The sequence below is a fragment of the Methylocella sp. genome (assembly GCF_041905455.1).
GTDB lineage: Bacteria > Pseudomonadota > Alphaproteobacteria > Rhizobiales > Beijerinckiaceae > Methylocapsa.
Window position 1 is genome coordinate 14214 of record NZ_JAYRLA010000018.1, and the last position, 20111, is coordinate 34324.

A 20111-nucleotide genomic window follows, 5' to 3' on the forward strand; every position below is an offset into this window, starting at 1 on the left:
TCCGCGCAAGCCAGACGCCTCGCCGCCAGCCCCTCCCGCCTCAAGATCCGCCATGCTGCCGCAGGACAAACTCGACCTCATCCTCCGCCGCCACGAGGAGCTTTCCGCAAGGCTCTCCGAATCCGTCGAGCCGGCGCTCTACGTCGAGCTTTCGCGCGAATTCGCCGCGCTCGGCGAGGTCGTCGCCGCGATCCGGGCCTTTCGCGCCAAGGAGGCCGAAGTCGGGGAGCTCGAGGCCATGATGGCCGAGGCCGCGACCGAGCCCGAGCTGCGCGCGATGGCGCAGGAGGAGCTGGAGACGGCGAGAGCCGATCGCGAGCGCCTCGGGCAGGAGCTCAGGATCGCCCTGCTGCCGAAGGACGCCGCCGACGAAAAGAGCGCCATCCTCGAGGTGCGCGCCGGAACCGGCGGCGACGAGGCGGCGCTGTTCGCCGGCGACCTCTACCGCATGTATCAGCGCTACGCCGAAGCCAAAGGCTGGAAGGTCGAGATCATGTCGGCGAGCGAAGGGACGGCCGGCGGCTTCAAGGAGATCGTCGCCGAAATAAAGGGCTCCGGCGTGTTCGCCCGGCTCAAGTTCGAATCGGGCGCGCACCGCGTGCAGCGCGTGCCGGACACCGAGACGCAGGGGCGCATCCATACGTCGGCGGCGACCGTCGCCGTGCTGCCCGAGGCGGAGGAGATCGACGTCGACGTCAACGAGGCCGACATCAAGTTCGACACCATGCGCGCGCAAGGCGCAGGCGGCCAGCACGTCAACAAGACGGAATCGGCCGTGCGCCTCACCCATCTGCCGACCGGCGTCGTCGTCTTCGTGCAGGACGAGCGCTCGCAGCACAAGAACCGCGCGCGGGCGATGGCGCTGCTGCGCGCGCGCATCTACGACGCGCAGCGCACGAAGATGGACGCCGAGCGCGCCGCGGACCGGCGCTCGCAGGTGGGCTCGGGCGACCGCTCCGAGCGCATAAGGACCTATAATTTCCCGCAAGGGCGCGTGACCGACCACCGCGTCAACCTGACCCTCTACAAGCTCGACAAGGTGATGACCGGCGAGGCGCTCGACGAGATCGTGGACGCGCTCGTCACCGACCATCAGGCCGCCCTGCTCGCCGAGAGCGAGGCGCGGGGCGCATGAGCGCCGGCGCGGGCTGGCTTCCCTTCGCGCTCGCCTCGGCGGGTTTCGCCGCGCTCACCGCGATCTTCGCCAAGATCGGCGTCGAGGCGATCGACTCGAACCTCGCGACGTTCGTCCGCACGCTGTTCGTCGTCGTCCTTCTCGGCGCCGTCGTCGCCGCGAGCGGCGCGGCGCGCGGGATCGGCGCCATACCGGCGCGCAGCTGGCTCTTCCTCGCCCTGTCGGCGGCGGCGACCGGCGCGTCCTGGGCCTGCTATTTCCACGCGCTGCAGCTTGGGCCCGCCTCGCGCGTCGCCCCGATCGACAAGCTGTCCGTCGCCATGGTCGCCCTGTTCGGCGCGCTGTTCCTCGGCGAGCGCCTCGCGCCGGCGGGCTGGCTCGGCGTCGCCTTCATCGTCGCCGGGGCGCTGCTCGTCGCCTTCTCGAAATAGGCGCCGCGCTCAGAGGTCGCGCGCGCTCCCGCCGCCGCCCGCGTCGAACACGCGCTGCGCGCCGACCGCCGTGCGGTGGTCCTCGTCGAACACATATTCGGTGAGGAGATAGACGACGCCATGGAAGATGACGCGGGTCTGCGAGCCGACCGCCGCCTGGCCCGCGTAATAGCCGCACACCTGCCGGCCCGCCTGACGGGCGAGATCGTCGGCGGCGAGCGCTTCGTTGCGCTGCGCCGAGATCATGTCCTCGAACAGGATCGCGGTCTGCGGCGTGTCGCAGAGGAATGCGGCGACATGAAACAGGAGGGCCGCTTCGACGATCATGGGACGAACCCCTGCGCAAAGGAGGAGGAAGCCGTCCGCGACCGTCCCTTCTCCGTTCGCCGCAATCCGGGCCGACCCGTCCGCCAAGTCCACGTCCCAAGTCCGCATCAAGGCGCAAGCGGCGCGCCGCTCGAGTTCGCGACCTACCCAAAGCGATAGCGGCGCCAATTGCGGCGTTGAACTAAACCCTTGGCTGAGCGTTAGGTTCCATATCAGCCGCGCGCGAAGACGATTTTCCGGAGGACGAACGCATGCCCGCGAGACCGCTCGCCGCCCATTCCCGCGCCGACGCGCCTGAACCCTGGCTCGACGCGCTGGTCTACGCCGAGGCGGGCCCGGACATTCCCGAAACGATCCGCCTCGAGAGCGTCGCTTTCGAGGACGGCGCGGCGATTCCGCCCATCTTCACCGCCGACGGCGAGGGCTGCTCCCCGCCCCTGCGCTGGCGCGGCGTGCCGGACGGGGCCGCTGCGCTCGTCCTCATCGTCGAGGACGCCGACGCCGGCGCGGCGGAGCCGTTCGTCCATGTCCTCGCGGTCAAGACGCCGGCGATCGACGACGACCTCATTCCCGACGCGCTGCGCGAGGAGAACGCCCTGACCGAAGGTTTGCTTCTCGGGCTCAACGGACGCGGCGAAGCGGCCTGGACGCCGCCCGATCCGCCCGCAGGCGACGGGCCTCACCATTATGTCGCGCAGATCTTCGCGGTCGCCCGGCGCCCGGACGCCGGCGCTCCTCTTGATCGGACGCGCGTCGTCGCCTTCCTGAAGCCCAACGCGCTGGCCAAAGGCTGCGTGACCGGCCTGTTCGAGCGCTCGGCCTGATCCATCGCCCAACTTATGGGCGCCGCCGCGGGGAACCTTCGCCGCGGCGCGGGCTTATGACGTCGAAGTGAAGGCGCTTCGCCTTCAGGCCCGCGTCGCCGAACCGGAACCGCCCGATGCTCATTCGCTACGGATATGAAATTGTTTTCCAATGCTTTCAGCCGACGCTGATGGTTTGCCTGCTCGATTCCCATCCTGAAAACGACTGCCGCATCCGCTACAAGAGTCCCTTCTTCACGAGCCCCGCGATCCCGACGCAGACCTATCTCGACGGCTTCGGCAATTGCGTGCGCCGCTTCGTCGCCCCGACCGGAGACCTTTCGGTCTCGCGCGATTTCGTCATCGAGGACTGCGGCCTTCCCGACGGCTTCGAGCAGAACGCGCAGGAGGTTCCGCTCGAATATCTGCCGAGCGAGGTCCTCGTCTATCTGCTCGGCAGCCGCTATTGCGAGACCGACAAGCTCGGCGACGTCGCCTGGCGGCTGTTCGGCTCGACGCCGCGCGGCTGGGCGCGGGTCAAGGCGATCTGCGACTTCGTCGAGAACCACCTGACCTTCGGCTATCAATACGCAAGATCCACCCGCACCGCCTTCGAGGCCTATGAGGAGCGGATCGGCGTGTGCCGCGACTTCGCCCATCTCGCCGTCGCCTTCTGCCGCTGCATGAACATTCCGGCGCGCTACGCCAACGGCTTCCTCGGCGACATCGGCGTCCCGCCGGATCCGGCGCCGATGGACTACAACGCCTGGTTCGAGGCCTATCTCGACGGGCGCTGGGTCACCTTCGACGCCCGCCACAACGTCCCGCGCATCGGCCGCGTCACCGTCTCGCGCGGGCGCGACGCCACCGACATCCCTCTCGCCACCTCCTTCGGCCCGCATATCCTCAAAGGCTTCAGGGTGTGGACGGACGAGGTCGACGAATCCGTCGCGCGCGAGCTCGAGCGCCAGATCGCCTGACCGGCGCCTGACGCCGCCGGGAGACACCCCGCGAAAAAACGCTCGCCGGACGTCTCGCCGCCCCTCCGCAAGCTTGACGGCGCCGGGGCGCGGGCTCGACTGTCGCTTCGCCGGAACGGTCCGGCGGAGGCGATATCGTGCGCGCGCTGGCGTTTGCTCCATCCAGGGTTGGAATTTCTCAGGCGGGCCGTCGGGCGGTCCGCCTCGCCGCGGCCCTGCTCTGCGCGGGCCTTGGCGCCTGCGCGGCGCCCGTCACCGGCTTCCTCGAGCCTGTCCCCGCCGCCGCCCCGGGCTCCACCCAGGTCGAAATGGTGGTGGCGACGACGCGGCTGCGGGCGCCGACCGCCGGCGTGTTGTTCGGAGGCTCGCGTGGCCAGCCGTCGTTCGCGGACATCGTCGTCTCGATTCCGCCCGCGGCCAACCGCAAGATCGGCGAGGTGCAGTGGCCGCAGCGGCTGCCCGGCGATCCCGCGCGCGATTTCGTGACCCTCAAGGCCGACATCGTGACGAGGGAACAGGCGATCGCGGCGTTCTCGCGGATCGTGCGCCAGACCAACAAGAAGGAGGCGCTGATCTTCGTCCATGGCTTCAACCAGCGCTTCGACGACGCCGTGTTCCGCTTCGCCCAGATCGTCAACGACTCGGGCGCGAATGGAACGGTGGCGCCCGTCCTGTTCACCTGGCCGTCGAAGGGCAGCGTCTTCGCCTATGGCTACGACCGCGAAAGCGCCAACTACTCGCGCGACAGCCTCGAGAGGCTGATCCGCTTCATCGCCAACGACAAAAGGATCGAGCGAATCTCCATCCTCGCGCACTCCATGGGCAATTGGGTGACGCTGGAGGCGCTGCGCCAGATGGCCATCCGCGACGGACGCGTCGACCCCAAGGTCAAGCTCGTGATGCTCGCCGCGCCCGACGTCGACGTCGACATCGCCCGCGAGCAGTTCGAGACGATGGGGCCGAACCATCCCCATTTCGTCGTCATGGTGTCGGAGGACGACCGCGCGCTCGCCGCCTCGCGCCAGGTGTGGGGCGCTCCCCGCCTCGGCGCCGTGGATCTCGACGCCGAGCCCTACCGCAGCCAGTTCGCCTCCGAGAAGGGGCTGACCGTGATCAACCTCACGAAGTTCCCCTCGCACGACGACTTCAACCACGGCAAGTTCGCGCAGGACCCGCGCGTCGTCGAGATGATCGGCGCGAGCCTCGCCGCCGGGCAGCCGCTGACCGACTCGCATGTCGGCTTCGGCGAGAAGATCATGCAGACCACCGTCAGCGCCGCGAGCTCCGTCGGCCACGCCGCCGGCGTCGTCGTGTCGGCGCCGGTGGCGGTGGTCGATCCCGACACGCGCGAAAATTTCAGCGACCAGGTCGACGAATTCAAGCGCTCGGTGACCTCGATCGGGCCGCAGCGGGCGCAGGGAGAATGACGCGGCCTTGAGCGTCGTCCCCGCGGACGACGCTCAAGCCGACGCGAACGCCGCCTGAACATGCGAAAGGCCGCGACAGGCGCGGCCTCGTTTGCTTCGGCTTCAGGTTGCGGCTTCTGGAATCGTCCGGGAAAGCGCAGGCGTCGGCCCGGCCGGCGCGGCCCTGCGTGAAGGAAAGGTCAGCCGCGCGAGCCAAGCCGCACGGCGGTGCCGACCGCGCGCACGCGGCGCAGGCGAACGCCGGTCTCGTCGACAGGAACGACTCCGTCGGTCTCGTAATCGACGTCGAGGATGGCGTCGGCGTCCACGTCCTCCGCCCGGCGGATCAGCTCCTGCAACGCGGCCTCGCGCCAGTCGTCGCAAGCCTCGTCTGCGGCGGCGTCGGCCGGTTCGGCGTGCCAGGCGGAGGCGGCGCTGATCTTCCCGATGGGAAGAACGCGGCTTCCGTCGAGGAATTCCGAAGAGCTGACGTACATGACCGACCTCCGAGTGTCTCAAACGATAGAAGCCGAAGGTTTCCCGAGTCTTGTCGGGGGGTTGACCTTCCTGACGGCCTGACTATCGCCGGTTCTGGATGAACCGGAGGTGACTTAGCACACCTTGCTGCACCGCAGAATTCAAATTAAATTTGAGTTTGGTTTCTTAAAGTTTAACAATCCACTAATCGTTGGTGCGGCGCATGAATCGCGGCCGCGGCCGATCTCCGCGGCGATCACGAAACCTGGTGGGCCCGGTCCCCCCGCGTCCTTCATGGCGGAAGTGGCGGTAGCCGGTGAAGACCATCGCCGCGCCGACGGCGTCGGCCGCGGCGACGACTTCGGCGTCGCGCAGCGAGCCGCCGGGCTGGATCAGCGCCGTGGCGCCGGCGGCGAGCGCCGTCTCGACGCCGTCGGCGAAGGGGAAGAAGGCGTCGGAGGCGACGACGGAGCCCGACGCGAGGCTCTCCTTCAGGCCGGCGGCGGCGGCGGCCTCCTGCGCCTTCAGGGCGGCGATCCGCGTCGAATCGACCCGGCTCATCTGGCCGGCGCCGATCCCCGACGTCGCGCCGCCGCGCGCGAAAACGACCGCGTTCGACTTCACGTGCTTCGCCACGCGGAAGGCGAACAGCAGGTCGCGCCATTCCCCGTCGCTCGGCGCGCGCCTGGTGACGACCTTGAGCTCCATGTCGTCGACGACCGCGCCGTCGCGAGTCTGGACGAGAAAGCCTCCGGCGACAGGGCGGATGGAGAGACCCGGAGCGCGCGGGTCGGGCACGCCGCCGGTCAGCAGGAGACGCAGGTTCTTCTTGGCCGCGAGAATCTCGATCGCCTCCGGCGAGGCGTCGGGAGCGACGATCACCTCGGTGAAGATCGCCGCGATTTCTCGCGCGGCCTCAGCGTCGAGAGGCCGGTTCAGCGCCACGATGCCGCCGAACGCCGAGACGGGATCGCAGCGCAGCGCCAGCCGGTAGGCGTCGAGGAGGCTCGCGCCCTCTGCGACCCCGCAAGGGTTCGAGTGCTTGACGATGACCGCCGCCGCCGTGCGCGCCGGGTCGAATTCGGCGACGAGCTCGAACGCCGCGTCGGTGTCGCCGATGTTGTTGTAGGACAGCTCCTTGCCCTGGATCTGGCGCGCGCTCGCGACGCCGCAACGGCGCTCGCCGGTCGCGTAGAAGGCCGCCTGCTGGTGCGGATTCTCGCCATAGCGCAGGCTCTGCAGGCGCCGTCCGCCGAAGGCGCGCCACTGCGGCGCCTCGACGCCGATCTGCTCGGCGAGCCAGTTCGAGATCGCCGCGTCATAGGCGCCCGTGCGCGCGAAGGCCTTTTGCGCGAGGCGCTGGCGCAGGGCGAGCGTCGTCGCGCCGGCGTTGGCGCGCAGCTCGTCGAGCAGCGGGGCGTAGTCCTCGACCGAGACGACGACGGCGACGTCGTTGAAATTCTTGGACGCGGCGCGGATCATCGCCGGGCCGCCGATGTCGATGTTCTCGACGCAGGCGTCGAAATCGGCGCCGGCGTCGATCGTCGCCTGGAACGGATAGAGATTGACCACGAGAAGGTCGATCGGCTCGATGCCATGGGCGAGCATGGCCGCCTCATGCTCCGGATTCTCGCGGATCGCGAGCAGGCCGCCGTGCACCTTGGGATGCAGCGTCTTGACCCGCCCGTCCATGAGCTCGGGAAAGCCGGTGACGTCGGCGACGTCGGCGACCTTGAGCCCGGCGCCGGCGAGGGCGGCGTGGGTGCCGCCGGTCGAGACGAGATCGACGCCGAGCTCGCTCAGCGCGCGCGCGAATTCGACCACGCCCGTCTTGTCCGAAACCGAGATCAGCGCGCGGTGGACGCGGCGGAATTCCTGCGACATTGAGTTCACCCAGCAGCCTGCGACGCCGCAGGCTGTTAGCACGAAGCGCGCCGCCTGTCGCGAGCGGGAGCGCCTATTCGGCGGCGCGCGGCAGCGTCTCGCCCTCGCTCGCCGGCGCGGCCGCCTGCGCAGCGGTCCGCGACAGCGGCGGCACGTAGGCCTTGAGCCGCAGGGCGTTGAACACGACGAACAGCGACGAGCAGGCCATCGCGCCCGCCGCCAGCATCGGCGAGAGCGTCACGCCGAACAGCGGATAGAGCGCCCCCGCCGCGACCGGGATGAGCACGACGTTATAGGCGAAGGCCCAGAACAGGTTCTCCTTGATGTTGCGCATCGTCGCGCGCGAAAGGCCGACCGCCGCGACGAAGCTGCGCAGGTCGCCGCCGACGAGCACCACGTCGGCCGCCTCGATGGCGACGTCGGCGCCCTTGCCGACGGCGACGCCGACGTCGGCCGCCGCCAGCGCCGGAGCGTCGTTGACGCCGTCGCCGACGAAGACGACGCGGCCGTTCTCGCTCTGCAGGCGGCGCACCTCCGCCACCTTGTCCTGGGGAAGCGCCTGCGCGACCACCTTGTCGAGCCCGACGGCGCGGGCGATCGCGGCGGCCGTCGCGCGTCCGTCTCCGGTCACCATGACCAGCTTCATGCCTTGCGCGCGCAGCGTCTCGACCGCCTCGGCCGCGCCTTCCGCCAGCGGGTCGGCGACGCTGAGGAGGGCCGCGGCCGCGCCGTCCACGGCGGCGTAGAGCGGCGACTTCGCCGCCTCGGCGAAGCGCGCGGCCTGGGCTTCGAGCGCCGAGACGTCGACGCCGAGCTTCTCCATGAAGCGGTCCGAGCCGACGGCGACCCTGCGGCCGGCGACGCGGCCCTCGACGCCGAAGCCCGGCGTCGCCGAAAACGCCTCGACCGGCTGCGGCGCCAGCCCGTTTTCGCGCGCCCCGGCGAGGATGGCGGCCGCGGCCGGATGCTCCGAGCGCGCCTCGACCGACGCGACGAGCAGCATCGCCTCTTCGCGCGAGAAACCCGGCGCGGCGATGAAATCGGTCAGCGACGGCGCGCCGCGGGTGATGGTGCCGGTCTTGTCGAGCGCGGCGGTGCGCGGCTCCGACAGCCGCTGCAGCGCGTCGCCCTTGCGGAACAGGACGCCGAGCTCGGCGCCGCGCCCCGCCGCCACGAGGATCGACATCGGCGTCGCGAGCCCCATCGCGCAGGGGCAGGCGATGATGAGAACGGCGACCATGGCGACGAGCGCATGGGAGAGCGCAGGGGCCGGGCCGAAGGCGAGCCAGGCGAGAAAGGCCAGCGCGGCGAGGGCCATGACCGCCGGCACGAAGCGGGCGGTGATCCTGTCGGCGAGCGCCTGGATCGGCAGCTTGGCCGCCTGCGCGTCCTCGACCATGCGCACGATGCGCGCGAGCGTCGTCTGCGCGCCGACGCGGGTCACCCTGAAGGAGAAGCTGCCCGTCGTGTTGAGCGTCGCGCCGACGACCTCGTCGCCGACGCTCTTGCGCACGGGCCGCGCCTCGCCGGTCAGCATGGATTCGTCGACGTAGGAGGTGCCCTCGCTCACCACGCCGTCGAGCGGAATTTTCTCGCCGGGACGCACCAGCGCCACGTCGCCGACCTTGACCTCGTCGAGCGGCGTCGCGACCGGCGCGCCGGCGCGCAGCACGAAGGCGGATTTCGCCTGCATCCCCATCAGCCGCTCGATGGCCGCCCCCGCCCGCCCCTTCGCGCGCGCCTCGAGCGTGCGTCCGACGAGGATCAGCGTGACGATCACCGCCGCCGACTCGAAATAGACCTGCGCCGCGCCGGCCGGGAACAGGCCGGGCGCGAAGGTCGCCAGCGTCGAATAGAGGAAGGCCGCGCCGGCGCCGAGCGCGACGAGCGAATTCATCTCCGGCGCGCCGCGCAGCAGGGCCGGAATTCCGGTCGTGAAGAAGCGCCGGCCCGGCCCGACGAGGATCGCCGCGGTGAGGACGAAGGCGAAGATCTGCGCGTTCCGCGTCCCGATCGTCGTCATGACGAAGTGGTGGAAAGCCGGAACGAGGTGCGAGCCCATTTCGAGCAGGAACACCGGCAGGGTCAGCACGGCGGCGAGGGTCGTCGCGCGCTTCAGCGCCCGCTCCTTTTCGCCGCGCTCCTCGACTTGAGTCGGCGCAGGCGCCTGCGTCCCGGCCTCGCGCGTGGGGAAGCCCGCCTGCGTCGCCGCCCTGGCGATCTCCGCCGGGGTCGTCATCAAGGCCACGTAGCGCACGACGCCGACGCCGGAGGCGAGCTCGACGTCGGCGTCGACGACGCCCGCGACATGCTCGAAGGCGTTGCACACCTTGTCGACGCAGGCGCCGTCGGTCATGCCCCTGATCTCGAACTGCGCCGAGGCGAGCACGGCGGCGAAGCCCGCCCTGTCGATCGCCCCGATCACCGCCTCGAGGTCGACCGGACCCTCGAAGGTGACGCTCGCCCGCTCCGTCGCGAGATTGACGCTCACGCCGGCGACGCCGGGCACGGCGGCGACCGCCTTCTCGACGCGTCCGACGCAGGAGGCGCAATGCATTCCCTTGACGGGCAGGCTGACGGCGGCGGTCGGCTCCTCGCGGGGCGCGGACATGTCGGGCTCCTTGGCGGGACGCGGACGGCGCCGCCCTGCAGCCTAGATCAGCCGCGGCGCCGAAAAATCAAGGCTATCGCCCTCCCCGCCGAAAGTCGACGCGAGAGAGAAGTTTCGCCCGGGGTTATTCCGAAGCCACGCGCCGCGCCCTACATGAGGAGGGACAAAGCGCCGACTTCGCCACGCGGCGCGCCCCGAAAGGAGCCGGGAATCCATGTCGAAGTCGATCGTGATCGTCGTGCCGCACAGTCTCGGCGTCGAGGCCGCCAAGAAGCGGATCAGCGAGCGGATCGAAGTCCTGCGCGGCGCCTATATCGACAAGCTCGCCTATTCCGAGATGAACTGGACGGGAAACCGCGCCGACCTGCGCGTGGTCGCCTTCGGCCAGACCATCACCGCGCAGATCGACGTGGAGCCCGAGCAGCTGCGCATCGAGGCGCAGCTTCCGTGGCTGCTGGGAACGCTCGCCGACAGAATCCAGGGCGTCCTGACCCACAACGCCCGCGATTCGCTGCGGATCGGGCATACGCCGCCCAAGGCCTGAGGCGGAACGCCTCAGGGGACGGCGACCATCACGTCGGAGGCCTTGATTACGGCGTAGGCCTTCTGGCCCTTGGCGAGCTTGAGATCCTCGACCGCCTCGTTGGTGATCGCGGCGGTGACGACGCCGCCTCCCTTCAGCTCGATCTCGACATGCGAGGTGGTCGCGCCTTTGACGATCTCCTTGATCGTTCCTTCAAGCGAATTGCGCGCGGAGATTTTCATTTTCGATTCCTTGTGTCCCGCTCGCGGGAAACTCGACTCGGACGCGGCGGCGGGGGATAAGACGAGAGCGCCGAGCCGACGCCCGTCGGGCGCGGCCGCAGTTTAATTCCGATATGCGGCGTCGCAAAGCATGACCTTCGGCGACAACACGTTCGAACACCCGCCGGCGAGGTCGCTCCGGCCGAAATTGACGACCGTGCTCGTCGCGCGCGTGCTGCGCCACGACGTCGGCGCGGCGATGACGACGCTGTTCTTCGAGGACGGCGAATTGCGCGCGCCCATCGTCGACGATCCGGTCGGCGCCGCCGTCGAGGTGCGCATCGACGCGAGCGACGTCGCCATCGCCCTGTCGCGCCCGATGGACGTTTCGATCACCAACCGCCTGCCCGGCGAGATCGTCGCGATCGAGCGGCTCGCGCCGCCCTATGTGCAGGTGTCCTTCAGCCTTGGCGCGACGCGCCTCGACGCACTCGTGACCGGCGAGTCGGTCGAGCGTCTCGCGCTGGAGATCGGCCTGCGCGCCTGGGTGATGATCAAGGCGGTGGCGATCAGCGGGCTCGAGGTCAGCCCGGCTCGCACGCCGGAGCCGCGGCCCTGGCCTTCGGATCGAACGTCCAGTCGAGGGAAGCCGTGATCTCGTCGAGCGATTTTTTCGCCGAGCCGGCGGCGTGGCGCCCGATCGACTTGTAGAGCGCGACGAGCCTGTCGCCGAACTGGCTGATCTCGGCGCCGCCGCTGCGCCGGCCCGGATAGGTCAGGATCACCGGCGATTCGAAGCAGCGGTTCAGCATGTCGGCGACGAGCCAGCATTTGCGGTAGGAGAGCCCTAGCGCCCGGCTCGCGCCGATGATCGAGCGCTCGGCGCGGATCGCCTCGACGAGCGCGAGCTCCTCCTCGCCGAACCAGCCGCCGTTCGGCAGCCGAAGCTCGACGGAAAGGCTCGCCTCCTCCGGCTTCGAGCCTGACGTCTTCGCGTTCCGCATCCGCGCTCCTGGACTTCGGACGAGCCGGGCGGCCCGTCCGCCAGCTATATTAGCTCGCGCCGGTTTCCCGCGCAAAATCACATCGTCCCGAGCGATTGCGCCGCGCGCCGGCGCGCGGCCATAATCGCGTCGTTCGTCTCCCTCCCGCGCAGGCTCTCCCTTGACCGAAGACTCCGCGAAGAAAACCGCGCCTTACGGCGAGTCCGAGAAGAAAATCGCGCCTTACGGCGAGTCCGAGAAGAAAACCGCGCCTTACGGCGCCTGGCCCTCGCCGGTCACGACGGAGCTCATGACCGCGGGCGCGGTGAGCCTTGGCGCCCTCTCCGCGTTCGGCGAGGAGGTCGCCTGGCTCGAAGGCCGCCCCGCCGAGGCCGGGCGGCAGGTCCTGATGCTGCGCCGCGCCGACGGGACGATCGAGGAGGCGACGCCCGCGCCGGCCAACGTCGGATCGCGCGTGCATGAGTATGGCGGCGGCGCCTACGCGCTCGGGCAGGGCCTCATCATCTATAGCGAGCGCTCCGACGGCTCCGTCCAGTTGATCGAAGATGGCGCGCCGGCGCGTCGCCTGCCGACGCCGGACGGCTGCCGCTACGCCGACTTCGAGTTCGATCCCGCGCGCCGCCGCGTGATCGCCGTGCGCGAGGACCATCACGGCCGCCCGCCGAGCGACCCGAAGGCGGCGATCGTCGCGCTGTCGCTCGAGGGCGCGCCCGAGGAAATTCTCGTCGAGGGCCCCGACTTCCTGAGCTCGCCCCGCCTGTCGCCGGACGGGACGCGGCTCGCCTGGCTCGAATGGAGCCATCCCGACATGCCTTGGGACGCGACGCGGCTTTTCTGCGCGCGGCTTTCAGGGGAGGGACGCGTCGGAGAGGCGCGGCTGATCGCCGGCGGCGGCGCGCCCGAGGCGATCGTCCAGCCCGCCTGGTCGCCGGACGGCGTCCTGCATTTCTCCTCCGACCGCACGGGCTGGTGGAACCTCTACGCCCGCCGCGGCGAGGCCGACGAGGCGCTCTGTCCCGTCGAGGCCGAGATCGGCGGCCCGCACTGGGTGTTCCGGCAGCGCTTCTACGCCTTTCTGCCCGACGGACGGATCATTGTGAGCGTCGTGCGCGACGGCGTGCGCAAGGTGGCGATCATCGCAAACGGCGCGCTGAGTCCGCGCGACGACTTCGGGCAGGTTCTCGACTGTCCGGCGCCCGTCGGCGCGGGGGCGGCCTATGTCGCCGCGCCGCCGCACGCTCCGGCCTCGATCGCCCTCAAGCCGACGCTCGACGCGCCAGCGCTGGTCCTGCGCGCCGCCGCGCCTGCGATCCTTCCGCCGGAAGCCGTCTCGATCGGCGAGCCGATCGCGTTCGCAACCTCGCACGGGCCCGGACGCGCCTTCTGGTACGCGCCGAGAAACGCCGGCTTCGAGGGTCCGCAGGGCGAGAAGCCGCCGCTCGTCGTCTTGATCCACGGCGGGCCGACGAGCATGACCACCAACAACTTCAGCCTCAACGTGCAGTGGTGGACGAGCCGCGGCTTCGGCGTCGTCGACGTCAATTACGGCGGCTCGACGGGCTTCGGGCGCCCGTTCCGCCGCCTGCTCGACGGCGCGTGGGGCCTCGTCGACGTCGAGGACTGCGAGGCGGCGGCGCGCCATCTCGCCGCGCTCGGCCTCGTCGATCCGGCGCGCATGGCGATCCGCGGCGGCAGCGCCGGCGGCTTCACCACGCTCGCGGCGCTGACCAGCGGCTCCGGCGTGTTCAAGGCGGGCGCGAGCCTCTACGGCGTCGCCGACCTGACGCTGCTCGCGCGCGACACGCACAAGTTCGAATCGCGCTATCTCGACCGGCTGATCGGCCCGCTGTCGCAGTCCCGCGCGCTCTATGACGAACGCTCGCCGATCTCCCACCTCGACCGGCTCGCCTGCCCGGTCATTTTCTTCCAGGGCGAGGACGACAAGACCGTCCCGCCCAATCAGGCGCAGACCATGGCCGACGCGATGAAGGCGCGCGGCCTGTCCGTCGCCTTCTATCTGTTTTCCGGCGAGGGCCACGGCTTCCGCAAGGCGCAGACGCTGAAGCGCGTGCTGGAGCTAGAGCTCGACTTCTACGGCCGCGCGTTCGGCTTTGAGCCGCCCGGCCTGTCGGAACGCGTCGTTATTTCGGGCGGGGCGTGAACCACGGCTCGACGCCGTCTGCGCCGAGCGCGTCCGCCGCCTCCGTCACGCTGCGCCCGCCGAGCGTGAGGCCGGGAGCGATCTCGACGAGCGGGCGCAGTACGAAGGCGCGGCGGAAAAGCTCCTTGTGCGGCAGCATCAGATCGGGCGACTCGAATTCCGCGTCGCCGTAGAACAATATGTCGACGTCGATGACCCGCGGCCCCCAGCGCAGGCCGGCGGTGCGGCCGATCTCGGCCTCCACCCCCTTGACCTCGGCGAGCAGCGCCTGCGGCGAGAGGCGCGTCGTCGCCAGCGCGCAGGCGTTGGCGAAATCCTCCTGGTCGAGATAGCCCCACGGCGCGGTGCGGTAGATCGACGAGACCTTCGTGATTCTGACAGCGCCGCGTTCGTCGAGCCGCGCCAGCGCGGCCGCGATATTGGCCGGCTTGTCGCCGATATTGCTTCCGAGGCCGAGGCCGATCTCGACGTCGCCCGCAGGCGCGGCGTCAGGCGCGCGCGACGGCATCGAACACCCTGAACGCCGCGACATGCTCGGCGGCGTCATGCACGCGGAAGATCGTCGCCCCGCGCGCGGCGGCGGCGAGATTGGCGGCGATGGTGGCGATGAGGCGCGGCTCGACCCTGGCCGTCGAGCCGTCGGGGGCGAGTTCGCGCAGCAGCGACTTGCGCGAGAGTCCGACGAGGATCGGCAGGCCATAGGGGGCGAGCGCGGGAAGGCCGGCGAGCGCCTCGAAATTCTGCTGGCGCGTCTTGCCGAAGCCGATCCCCGGGTCGAGAATGATTCGTTCCCGCGCGATCCCGGCGCGCGCGGCGATGTCGAGCGAGACGTCGAAGAAGCGGCGCATGTCGTCGACGACGTCGCGCGCGGGATCGATGTCGTCGCGGTTGTGCATCACCACGACGCCCATTCCCGTCTCGGCCACGGCAGGCGCCATGTCGGGATCGCGCTGCAGGCCCCAGACGTCGTTGACGAAGGCCGCGCCTTCCCGGGCCGCGAAGCGGGCGACGCTCGCCTTCGAGGTGTCGACCGAGACCGGCGCGCCGCACGCCTCGACGAGCCGGCGCAGCGCCGGCGTGAGCCGCGCCTGCTCGACGTCGGCCGGCACCGGCGTGTGGCCGGGCCGCGTCGACTCCGCGCCGACGTCGACGATCGCCGCGCCCTCGCCGACGTGGCGGCGCGCCTGCTCCAGCGCGGCCTGCGCCGTCTCGAACAGGCCGCCGTCGGAGAAGGAGTCGGGCGTCATGTTGACGATGCCCATGACGAGCAGGCCTGAACCGAGCTTGCCCAGGAATTCGTCTCGCCGCGCGGCGAGACCCGCCGCGTCGGCGGTCGGCGCGTCGCTCAAAGGTCGGCGCCTTCCTGCTGCGGATAGCTGCAGCGCCATCTGGCGACGAAGCGGCCGGGATGATGGTCGACCCATTGCGCGATCGTCGGCGGCGCGGCCATCGCGCACTCCACGAGGGTTTGCCCTTCGTCGACGAACAGCAGATTCTGCTCCTCGCAGGCCGTCGGCTGCGCCAGCGCGCAGATGGTGAGAACCAGCGCCATCATGCCCGTCTCTGCCTCCCTCGCCGGCCGCCTTCGGAACGAGGCGGAGCGCCATCCTGACGCAGGCGCGCGGCAAAGGTCAATCCGTTCCCCGCGCGAGCGGCTCGGCCGTTGGCGCCGCGCCCGCCATATGCCAGAACATCCCGTCGGCGAAGGGAATGGGAAATCTCGCCGACGGGAGGACGTTCATGCTGGTTTCCTATCGAACGGCCGGCCGCCGGCGCCTCGCCGCAGCCCTCGCCTTCGCGCTCGGAACGACGGCCGCAGCGGCGCAGGAGACCGGCGCGGGCGCGCAGGGCGAGGCGGCCAGGCCGGCCGCCGCCGCGCCGGCGAACAAGGACTGGCCCTGCAAGCAGATCCTCGTCGAGGAAATCTCCCTTCCCACCGTATGGTCGGGCCCGCCGATCGAGAACGTGGAGTGGCGCAAGGACGAGCGCACGACCGACCTCGTCACGCTCATTTCGGCGCGCCGCACGACGCTCGAGGCGGCGCAGAAGGCGATCGAAGAATTCGCCGCGGCGGCGGGCGCAGACAAGAACGCCAGGCTCACGGCGCTCTTCGCCGGCGTCTTCGAGACGCTCAACAGCGAACGCGGCCACATCATCGACGGGCTGACGCGATTCGGCCGCAAGCAGAAGGCGCTCGCGACCCGCATCCGCGCCGAGAATTCCGAACTTCAGAAAAACCCGACGGAGACGCCCCCCGGCGTCGAGCCGGCCGACGATCCGGCGACGCAGAAGCTGCAGCTCGACCTGCGCATCTTCGACGAAGGGCGCAAATCGCTGAGCTTCGCCTGCGAGGCTCCGACGCTGGTCGAGCAACGCCTGTTCGCGCTCGCCCGCGCGATCCAGAACGAGATGGAGTGAGAGCGCGGGCGGCCGGCCCGCGCCGTCTCCGGCGAAACCGGCTCAAGGCGCCTTCCGCGCCTCCTTCGGCTTGTCGTCGTCGTCGAGCAGCGGAACGCCGTAGCTCGCCAGGATCGCGTCGATTTCGGCCTGGTTCTCGGCGATGAACTTGTTGAGCTCGCGCTTCCACTCCTGGTCCGAATGGCGCACGCCCATGCCCATGCGATAGACCATTCGCGGCCCGGTCTTCTCATGCAGCAGCGGCGCGATCTTCACCGGCGTCTTCGCGTCTTTCGCGAAATTGCCGGCGATCGGGCCCCACAGCACGGCGACGTCGATGTCGCCTTTTTCAAGGTCGTCCATCATGTCATGGGGAGGCGCGTCGGCGCGGGTGTCGACGACGAGCGGATAGGACTTGACGTAGGGCAGAAGGCCGTTCTGGGCGATGATCGTCGCCGGCGGCGTGCCGGCGACGAGGCCGATGCGCTTGCCCTTCAGCCGCGGGTCGGCGAGCGTCTCGACGCCGTCGAGCTCGCCGCCCTTCTTCACCACCAGCACGTAGGAAGCGCGGTAATAGGGATTGGTCACCTGGACGATATCGTCGCCCTGCGGCATCCCCATCACCACGTCGCAACGGTGCGCGTTCAGCGTGTTGCGCACGAAGCCGGTCGAATTCGGGTAATAGGCGTAGGCGATCCCCTTGCCGAGCTTCCTGGCGAGCAACTCGGCGATCTTGTTCTCGAAGCCCTCTCCCGCCTGATTCGAGAACGGCAGGTCGCGAGGGTCGGCGCACACGCGCAGCACGTCGGGATCGACGAGTTCGATCGCCGCGTCGTCGGCGCCTTGCGCCCTCGCCTGCGGCGCAAGCCCGGCGCCGAGCGCCGCGACGGCGGCGAGGACGGCGCCGGAGCGGCGCAGCTCCATCAGCTCCCCTCCAGACAGGCCTTCTCGGCGGCGGTGGCTTCCGGGGTTTTGTCGACACGGCCCGGCGGACGGCCGCGCGGAACGGCCTCGGTCGAGCGGGCGCGCAGATAAACGTAGAGATCGTCGACGTAGCACATGACGTTCTTGTTGTCGCCGAACGCCGGCATGACGTTCTCGGAGCTGCTCGTCACGTTCCTGCGGCCGCCGACGACGATGCCGACGAATTCGGAATAGTCGAAGCGCTTGAGCGAATCCTTGAGCGCCGGCGCATAGGTCGAGCCTTCGCCGTCGGGCCCGTGGCAGACGTGGCACTCCGCGTGGTAACGGCGAAATCCCGAATAGGTGAACCAGTCCACTTTCCCGTCGGGTTCGATCTTGTAGGTCGGATTGCCCTGCGCGTCCGTCCATTTGCCGAGCGCGTCTTCCTTGACCGCCGTCGGATCGCCCGGCGGCTCGGCCAGGGCGGCGCCCGCCGAGGACAACAACAAAGCGACTGCGAGACCGCGAACGTGAAAGCTCTTTTGCACGAAACTATCCTTCTTCCCGAGACGCCGAGGACCCCGGCGCCAGCGCGCCGAGGTCCCATTCAAATTGATGATCCGTTCAGACCTTATTTTCCATGCAGGCCGAAGACGGTGAGCTGGCCGCCGAGGGCGGTGTAGCTCGAGAGCGCGGCGTAGCCTCCGACGGCGCCGAGGCCGGCGTTCGGGTCGGTGAGGCCTGCCGCGAGGCCGATGCCCGCCCAACCGCCGACGCCGGACAGGATCGCGACATACTGCTTGCCGCCGTGCTCATAGGTCATGACGTTGCCGATGATGCCCGACGGCGTCTTGAACTTCCACAGCTCGTCGCCGGTCTTGGGATCGACGGCCTTCAGATAACCCTCGAGCGTGCCGTAGAACACCACGTCGCCGGCGGTGGCGAGGGCGCCCGACCACACCGAGAACTGCTCGGGCTTCGACCAGACGATCTTGCCCTTCTTGGCGTCCCACGCGATGAAGTTGCCCATGTGGGTCTGGCCCTTGGGCGGATACATCGACAGCGTCGCGCCGACGTAGGGCTGGCCCGCCGTGTAGCTCACGCGGAACGGCTCGTAATCCATGCACACATGGTTGGTCGGCACGTAGTGCAGCTCGGTGACCGGCGAGTAGGCCGAGGGCTGCTGGTCCTTGGTGCCGAGCGCCGCCGGGCAGATGCCCTTGGTGTTGAAGTCCTCGCCGCCGTGGGCCGTCGAGAACTCCGGCACGACGAGCGGACGGCCGTAGGTCTTCGAGCTCTTGTCCATATCGACCTTGGTCGCCCAGTTGACGATCGGGTCGTATTTCTCGGCGACGAGCAGCTCGCCATTGGTGCGGTCGAGGGTGTAGCCGAAGCCGTTGCGGTCGAAGTGCGTGAGAAGCTTGCGCTCCTTGCCGTCGATCTTCTGCTCGGTCAGCACCATCTCGTTGATGCCGTCATAGTCCCACTCGTCGTGGGGGGTCATCTGGTAGACCCACTTGGCCACGCCGGTGTCGGGGTCGCGCGCCCAGATGGTCATCGACCAGCGGTTGTCGCCCGGACGCTGCACGGGGTTCCAGGTCGAAGGATTGCCCGAGCCGTAGTAGACGAGGTTCAGCTCCGGATCATAGGAGATCCAGCCCCAGGTCGCGCCGCCGCCGATCTTCCACTGATCGCCTTCCCAGGTGTTGGTGCCGGAATCCTTGCCGACCGGCTTGCCGAGGTGCGTCGTCTTCTCGGGATCCATCAGCGTGTCGGCGTCCGGGCCCATGGAGTAGCCGCGCCACACGCGCTTGCCGGTCTTGAGGTCGTAGGCGGTCATCGAGCCGCGCACGCCGAACTCGCCGCCGGAGATGCCGATGAGGACCTTGTCTTTGACGACCTGCGGAGCCGAGGTGAGCGTCTCGCCCTTCGACGGATCGCCGTTCTTGACCGACCAGAGGGGCTTGCCGGTCTTGGCGTCGAGGGCGACGAGGGTGGTGTCGGCCTGGCCGAGGAGGATCTTGCCGTCGGCGTAGGCGACGCCGCGGGTGACGGTGTCGCAGCACATCACCGGAATGACGCTCGGATCCTGTTTCGGCTCATACTTCCAGAGAATGCGGCCGTCGTTGTTGAGGTCGAGCGCGTAGACGATGTTCGGGAAGGGCGTCGAGAAATACATCACGTCGCCGATGACGAGGGGGTTGCCCTCATGGCCGCGCAACACGCCGGTGGAGAAAGTCCAGACGGGAACCAGATCCTTGACGTTCTTGTTGGTGATCTGCTTCAGGTCGGACCAGCGGTGATTGGCGTAGTCGCCGGTGGGCATCACCCAGTTCTTCGCATCGCTTTGAAGCTTGATCAGCCCTTCGTTGGCGAAGGCGCCGCCCGCCACCAGCGCAGATGCGGCGACGCAGGACGAGAGCAGAAGTTTGCGCATGAATTTCCTCCGGACCAGATGTTGGCGGCCGCGGCGCTTATCCTGCGTCCGGCGGCGCTTCTTTTTTGTGTTTCCGGCAGCGTGTCACCACTGCAGCGAACCCGGCGCGGCGATCCGGAAATTTAAGACCGCACGACCCCAAGCCCGCTCCCGTCTTCGAAGAGAGCGTCGGCCCCGCCCGCCGCTCATGAAGCCGGAAATCAACCGCCTCTGTATAATATGCCCGAAACTACGACACAATAGCCCCAAAAAATTTGGAAAATGTTCCCGGACGCCCTGACGCCCTCGCTTTTAACATCTTATTTCATTGATTCTAATAGACTTATGGATTTGGCGCGCAAATGCTGGCGGGGGAATTCATGTCCCCGATGGCCGGTAACTTTTCCAATGGCTCAGGAAAAAGTCATTGGC

Annotated in this window: 20 protein-coding genes and 1 pseudogene; 9 read left to right on the plus strand and 12 right to left on the minus strand. The window is 69.1% G+C overall.

The window, feature by feature from the left end; all coding sequences use genetic code 11:
• Window positions 1-52: 52 nt before the first annotated feature.
• Window positions 53-1135: a peptide chain release factor 1 gene (gene prfA / locus ACE3OG_RS13710; RefSeq protein ID WP_374309578.1), complete on the plus strand. Its 1083-nt coding sequence runs from the start codon at window positions 53-55 to the stop codon at window positions 1133-1135.
• Entirely contained in the window at window positions 1132-1566 is a 435-nt protein-coding gene (locus ACE3OG_RS13715; protein ID WP_374309580.1) for an EamA family transporter, read from the plus strand. Before prfA ends, ACE3OG_RS13715 begins: the two co-directional genes overlap by 4 nt.
• Window positions 1567-1575: 9 nt before the next feature.
• Here ACE3OG_RS13715 and ACE3OG_RS13720 read toward each other — a convergent pair whose 3' ends face one another.
• Window positions 1576-1893 (minus strand): hypothetical protein, encoded by a 318-nt coding sequence (locus tag ACE3OG_RS13720; protein WP_374309582.1) that lies wholly within the window; start codon window positions 1891-1893, stop codon window positions 1576-1578.
• A 251-nt stretch (window positions 1894-2144) separates the two neighbouring features.
• Between ACE3OG_RS13720 and ACE3OG_RS13725 the strand changes: the two genes are divergently transcribed.
• The 3 genes from ACE3OG_RS13725 (at window position 2145) to ACE3OG_RS13735 (ending at window position 5103) form a co-directional block, all read left to right on the plus strand.
• Window positions 2145-2717 carry a YbhB/YbcL family Raf kinase inhibitor-like protein gene (locus tag ACE3OG_RS13725; protein WP_374309584.1) on the plus strand — a complete coding sequence of 191 codons (573 nt, stop codon included), beginning with the start codon at window positions 2145-2147 and terminating at the stop codon, window positions 2715-2717.
• Window positions 2718-2833: 116 nt separating this feature from the next.
• The gene (locus ACE3OG_RS13730; protein WP_374309586.1) at window positions 2834-3676 is read left to right on the plus strand and encodes a transglutaminase family protein; all 843 of its coding nucleotides are present in this window, start codon (window positions 2834-2836) and stop codon (window positions 3674-3676) included.
• A gap of 137 nt (window positions 3677-3813) precedes the next feature.
• Complete coding sequence (locus tag ACE3OG_RS13735; protein WP_374309588.1) at window positions 3814-5103, plus strand: alpha/beta hydrolase; 1290 nt, start codon at window positions 3814-3816, stop codon at window positions 5101-5103.
• Window positions 5104-5282: 179 nt separating this feature from the next.
• Here the strand turns inward: ACE3OG_RS13735 and ACE3OG_RS13740 are convergent, their stop codons facing one another.
• The 3 genes and pseudogenes from ACE3OG_RS13740 to ACE3OG_RS13750 form a co-directional block, all read right to left on the minus strand.
• Complete coding sequence (locus ACE3OG_RS13740) at window positions 5283-5579, minus strand: heavy metal-binding domain-containing protein (protein WP_374309590.1); 297 nt, start codon at window positions 5577-5579, stop codon at window positions 5283-5285.
• Between the two features lie 274 nt (window positions 5580-5853).
• Window positions 5854-7443, minus strand: a pseudogene (gene purH / locus ACE3OG_RS13745) (bifunctional phosphoribosylaminoimidazolecarboxamide formyltransferase/IMP cyclohydrolase); the annotation flags it as partial.
• Window positions 7444-7516: 73 nt separating this feature from the next.
• A complete protein-coding gene (locus tag ACE3OG_RS13750) occupies window positions 7517-10054 on the minus strand; it encodes a heavy metal translocating P-type ATPase (RefSeq protein ID WP_374309592.1) in 2538 nt (845 codons plus the stop codon).
• A gap of 214 nt (window positions 10055-10268) precedes the next feature.
• On the opposite strand from ACE3OG_RS13750, the gene ACE3OG_RS13755 reads away from it, so the two are divergent.
• Entirely contained in the window at window positions 10269-10598 is a 330-nt protein-coding gene (locus tag ACE3OG_RS13755) for a polyhydroxyalkanoic acid system family protein (protein ID WP_374309594.1), read from the plus strand.
• Between the two features lie 11 nt (window positions 10599-10609).
• On the opposite strand, the gene ACE3OG_RS13760 is transcribed toward ACE3OG_RS13755, so the two are convergent.
• Window positions 10610-10819: a molybdopterin-binding protein gene (locus ACE3OG_RS13760; RefSeq protein WP_374309596.1), complete on the minus strand. Its 210-nt coding sequence runs from the start codon at window positions 10817-10819 to the stop codon at window positions 10610-10612.
• Between the two features lie 130 nt (window positions 10820-10949).
• On the opposite strand from ACE3OG_RS13760, the gene ACE3OG_RS13765 reads away from it, so the two are divergent.
• Window positions 10950-11453: a TOBE domain-containing protein gene (locus ACE3OG_RS13765; RefSeq protein ID WP_374309598.1), complete on the plus strand. Its 504-nt coding sequence runs from the start codon at window positions 10950-10952 to the stop codon at window positions 11451-11453.
• Here ACE3OG_RS13765 and ACE3OG_RS13770 read toward each other — a convergent pair.
• Window positions 11383-11802 carry a winged helix-turn-helix domain-containing protein gene (locus tag ACE3OG_RS13770; protein ID WP_374309600.1) on the minus strand — a complete coding sequence of 140 codons (420 nt, stop codon included), beginning with the start codon at window positions 11800-11802 and terminating at the stop codon, window positions 11383-11385. The two genes, ACE3OG_RS13765 and ACE3OG_RS13770, sit on opposite strands and share 71 nt — an antisense overlap.
• 160 nt (window positions 11803-11962) lie before the next feature.
• Here ACE3OG_RS13770 and ACE3OG_RS13775 point away from each other — a divergent pair, with 160 nt between their 5' ends.
• The gene (locus ACE3OG_RS13775) at window positions 11963-13963 is read left to right on the plus strand and encodes a prolyl oligopeptidase family serine peptidase (protein ID WP_374309602.1); all 2001 of its coding nucleotides are present in this window, start codon (window positions 11963-11965) and stop codon (window positions 13961-13963) included.
• Here the strand turns inward: ACE3OG_RS13775 and folK are convergent.
• From folK to ACE3OG_RS13790, 3 genes are read right to left on the minus strand one after another with little or no spacing between them, the layout of a single operon-like run.
• On the minus strand, window positions 13944-14471 hold the full coding sequence (gene folK / locus ACE3OG_RS13780; protein WP_374309604.1) for a 2-amino-4-hydroxy-6-hydroxymethyldihydropteridine diphosphokinase: 528 nt from the start codon (window positions 14469-14471) through the stop codon (window positions 13944-13946). The genes ACE3OG_RS13775 and folK overlap by 20 nt on opposite strands.
• Entirely contained in the window at window positions 14452-15312 is an 861-nt protein-coding gene (folP, locus tag ACE3OG_RS13785) for a dihydropteroate synthase (RefSeq protein WP_374309606.1), read from the minus strand. The genes folK and folP overlap by 20 nt, the downstream gene beginning before the upstream one ends.
• Window positions 15309-15518 carry a hypothetical protein gene (locus ACE3OG_RS13790; protein ID WP_374309608.1) on the minus strand — a complete coding sequence of 70 codons (210 nt, stop codon included), beginning with the start codon at window positions 15516-15518 and terminating at the stop codon, window positions 15309-15311. Before ACE3OG_RS13790 ends, folP begins: the two co-directional genes overlap by 4 nt.
• Before the next feature lie 185 nt (window positions 15519-15703).
• Here ACE3OG_RS13790 and ACE3OG_RS13795 point away from each other — a divergent pair, with 185 nt between their 5' ends.
• Window positions 15704-16381: a hypothetical protein gene (locus ACE3OG_RS13795; RefSeq protein ID WP_374309610.1), complete on the plus strand. Its 678-nt coding sequence runs from the start codon at window positions 15704-15706 to the stop codon at window positions 16379-16381.
• 42 nt (window positions 16382-16423) lie between these two features.
• Here ACE3OG_RS13795 and ACE3OG_RS13800 read toward each other — a convergent pair whose 3' ends face one another.
• From ACE3OG_RS13800 to xoxF5, 3 genes are all read right to left on the minus strand, one after another.
• A complete protein-coding gene (locus tag ACE3OG_RS13800) occupies window positions 16424-17284 on the minus strand; it encodes a substrate-binding domain-containing protein (RefSeq protein WP_374309612.1) in 861 nt (286 codons plus the stop codon).
• Window positions 17284-17766, minus strand: coding sequence for a c-type cytochrome, methanol metabolism-related (locus ACE3OG_RS13805; protein WP_374309660.1), 483 nt, complete (start codon window positions 17764-17766; stop codon window positions 17284-17286). Before ACE3OG_RS13805 ends, ACE3OG_RS13800 begins: the two co-directional genes overlap by 1 nt.
• 128 nt (window positions 17767-17894) lie before the next feature.
• Window positions 17895-19700 carry a lanthanide-dependent methanol dehydrogenase XoxF5 gene (gene xoxF5, locus ACE3OG_RS13810; RefSeq protein WP_374309614.1) on the minus strand — a complete coding sequence of 602 codons (1806 nt, stop codon included), beginning with the start codon at window positions 19698-19700 and terminating at the stop codon, window positions 17895-17897.
• Between the last annotated feature and the right edge of the window lie 411 nt (window positions 19701-20111).

Bases quoted from the DNA above. Each gene is read 5' to 3' on its own strand.
- ACE3OG_RS13760 (WP_374309596.1), bottom strand. From the start codon at position 10,819: ATGAAAATCTCCGCGCGCAATTCGCTTGAAGGAACGATCAAGGAGATC.
- ACE3OG_RS13795 (WP_374309610.1), top strand. From the start codon at position 15,704: ATGCTGGTTTCCTATCGAACGGCCGGCCGCCGGCGCCTCGCCGCAGCC.
- ACE3OG_RS13715 (WP_374309580.1), top strand. From the start codon at position 1,132: ATGAGCGCCGGCGCGGGCTGGCTTCCCTTCGCGCTCGCCTCGGCGGGT.
- ACE3OG_RS13770 (WP_374309600.1), bottom strand. From the start codon at position 11,802: ATGCGGAACGCGAAGACGTCAGGCTCGAAGCCGGAGGAGGCGAGCCTT.
- ACE3OG_RS13765 (WP_374309598.1), top strand. From the start codon at position 10,950: ATGACCTTCGGCGACAACACGTTCGAACACCCGCCGGCGAGGTCGCTC.
- ACE3OG_RS13755 (WP_374309594.1), top strand. From the start codon at position 10,269: ATGTCGAAGTCGATCGTGATCGTCGTGCCGCACAGTCTCGGCGTCGAG.
- ACE3OG_RS13800 (WP_374309612.1), bottom strand. From the start codon at position 17,284: ATGGAGCTGCGCCGCTCCGGCGCCGTCCTCGCCGCCGTCGCGGCGCTC.
- ACE3OG_RS13740 (WP_374309590.1), bottom strand. From the start codon at position 5,579: ATGTACGTCAGCTCTTCGGAATTCCTCGACGGAAGCCGCGTTCTTCCC.
- ACE3OG_RS13725 (WP_374309584.1), top strand. From the start codon at position 2,145: ATGCCCGCGAGACCGCTCGCCGCCCATTCCCGCGCCGACGCGCCTGAA.
- ACE3OG_RS13730 (WP_374309586.1), top strand. From the start codon at position 2,834: ATGCTCATTCGCTACGGATATGAAATTGTTTTCCAATGCTTTCAGCCG.
- folK (WP_374309604.1), bottom strand. From the start codon at position 14,471: ATGCCGTCGCGCGCGCCTGACGCCGCGCCTGCGGGCGACGTCGAGATC.
- ACE3OG_RS13790 (WP_374309608.1), bottom strand. From the start codon at position 15,518: ATGATGGCGCTGGTTCTCACCATCTGCGCGCTGGCGCAGCCGACGGCC.
- prfA (WP_374309578.1), top strand. From the start codon at position 53: ATGCTGCCGCAGGACAAACTCGACCTCATCCTCCGCCGCCACGAGGAG.
- xoxF5 (WP_374309614.1), bottom strand. From the start codon at position 19,700: ATGCGCAAACTTCTGCTCTCGTCCTGCGTCGCCGCATCTGCGCTGGTG.
- ACE3OG_RS13720 (WP_374309582.1), bottom strand. From the start codon at position 1,893: ATGATCGTCGAAGCGGCCCTCCTGTTTCATGTCGCCGCATTCCTCTGC.
- ACE3OG_RS13750 (WP_374309592.1), bottom strand. From the start codon at position 10,054: ATGTCCGCGCCCCGCGAGGAGCCGACCGCCGCCGTCAGCCTGCCCGTC.